Genomic DNA, 763 nt, shown 5'->3' with positions numbered 1-763 from the left:
GGAAGCTCCGGGAAGAAAATCGCCGCTTAAAGATGGAGAAAGACATCTTAAAAAAGGCAACGGTCTTCTTTGCCAAGGAAACGCGGTGAAATACGCGTTCATCACCCGACACAAGAAGACCTGGCCAGCCGACTTGATGTGTCGGCTACTGGGTGTGAGTCGCAGTGCTTTTTATCAGTATTGCCAGCGACAAGCGAAGCAACAACCGGACCCCGAACGTCAGGCGATGTTGTCAGCGGTCAAGGAAATCGCGGAGGCCAGTGGTTACAGCTACGGAGCGCGAAGAATGAAGCGAGCGCTCAATGCCCTGGGTTACCCGGTAGGCCGCAGAAAATCTCGCTCTCTGATGCGCGAGGCCGGTGTAAAGGCTCGTTACCGCAAGAAATACAGGGTGACGACGAACAGTAATCACAGGCAGCCGGTGTTCGAGAACGTTCTGGAGCGGGAGTTCGATGCATCTGCCCCTGATCAGGCGTACGTATCGGATATTACCTATATCTGGACTCAGGAAGGCTGGTTGTACCTGGCCGTATTTATTGATCTGTTCAGTCGCCGTGTCGTGGGCTGGAGTATGGGATCGCGGATAAACGCCCTATTGGTCACCGATGCGTTGCAGATGGCCCTATGGCGGCGACGCCCGCCGACAGGTCTTATCGTGCATTCAGACAGAGGCTCGCAGTACGCGAGCGGAACGTACCGGCAGTTACTCAAAGCTCATGGCTTTGTCGGCAGTATGAGCCGCAAAGGTGACTGTTGGGACAAC

At 54.9% G+C, this 763-nt stretch carries 1 pseudogene; it reads left to right on the top strand.

What is annotated here, in order from left to right:
• Positions 1 to 763, top strand: a pseudogene (locus JYP50_RS21630) (IS3 family transposase); the annotation flags it as partial.

The sequence above is a fragment of the Parahaliea mediterranea genome (genome assembly GCF_017255185.1).
GTDB lineage: Bacteria > Pseudomonadota > Gammaproteobacteria > Pseudomonadales > Halieaceae > JAFKCZ01.
The sequence above is the reverse complement of the archived record's forward strand: the minus strand, read 5'-3'. Positions and strand labels throughout refer to the sequence as shown.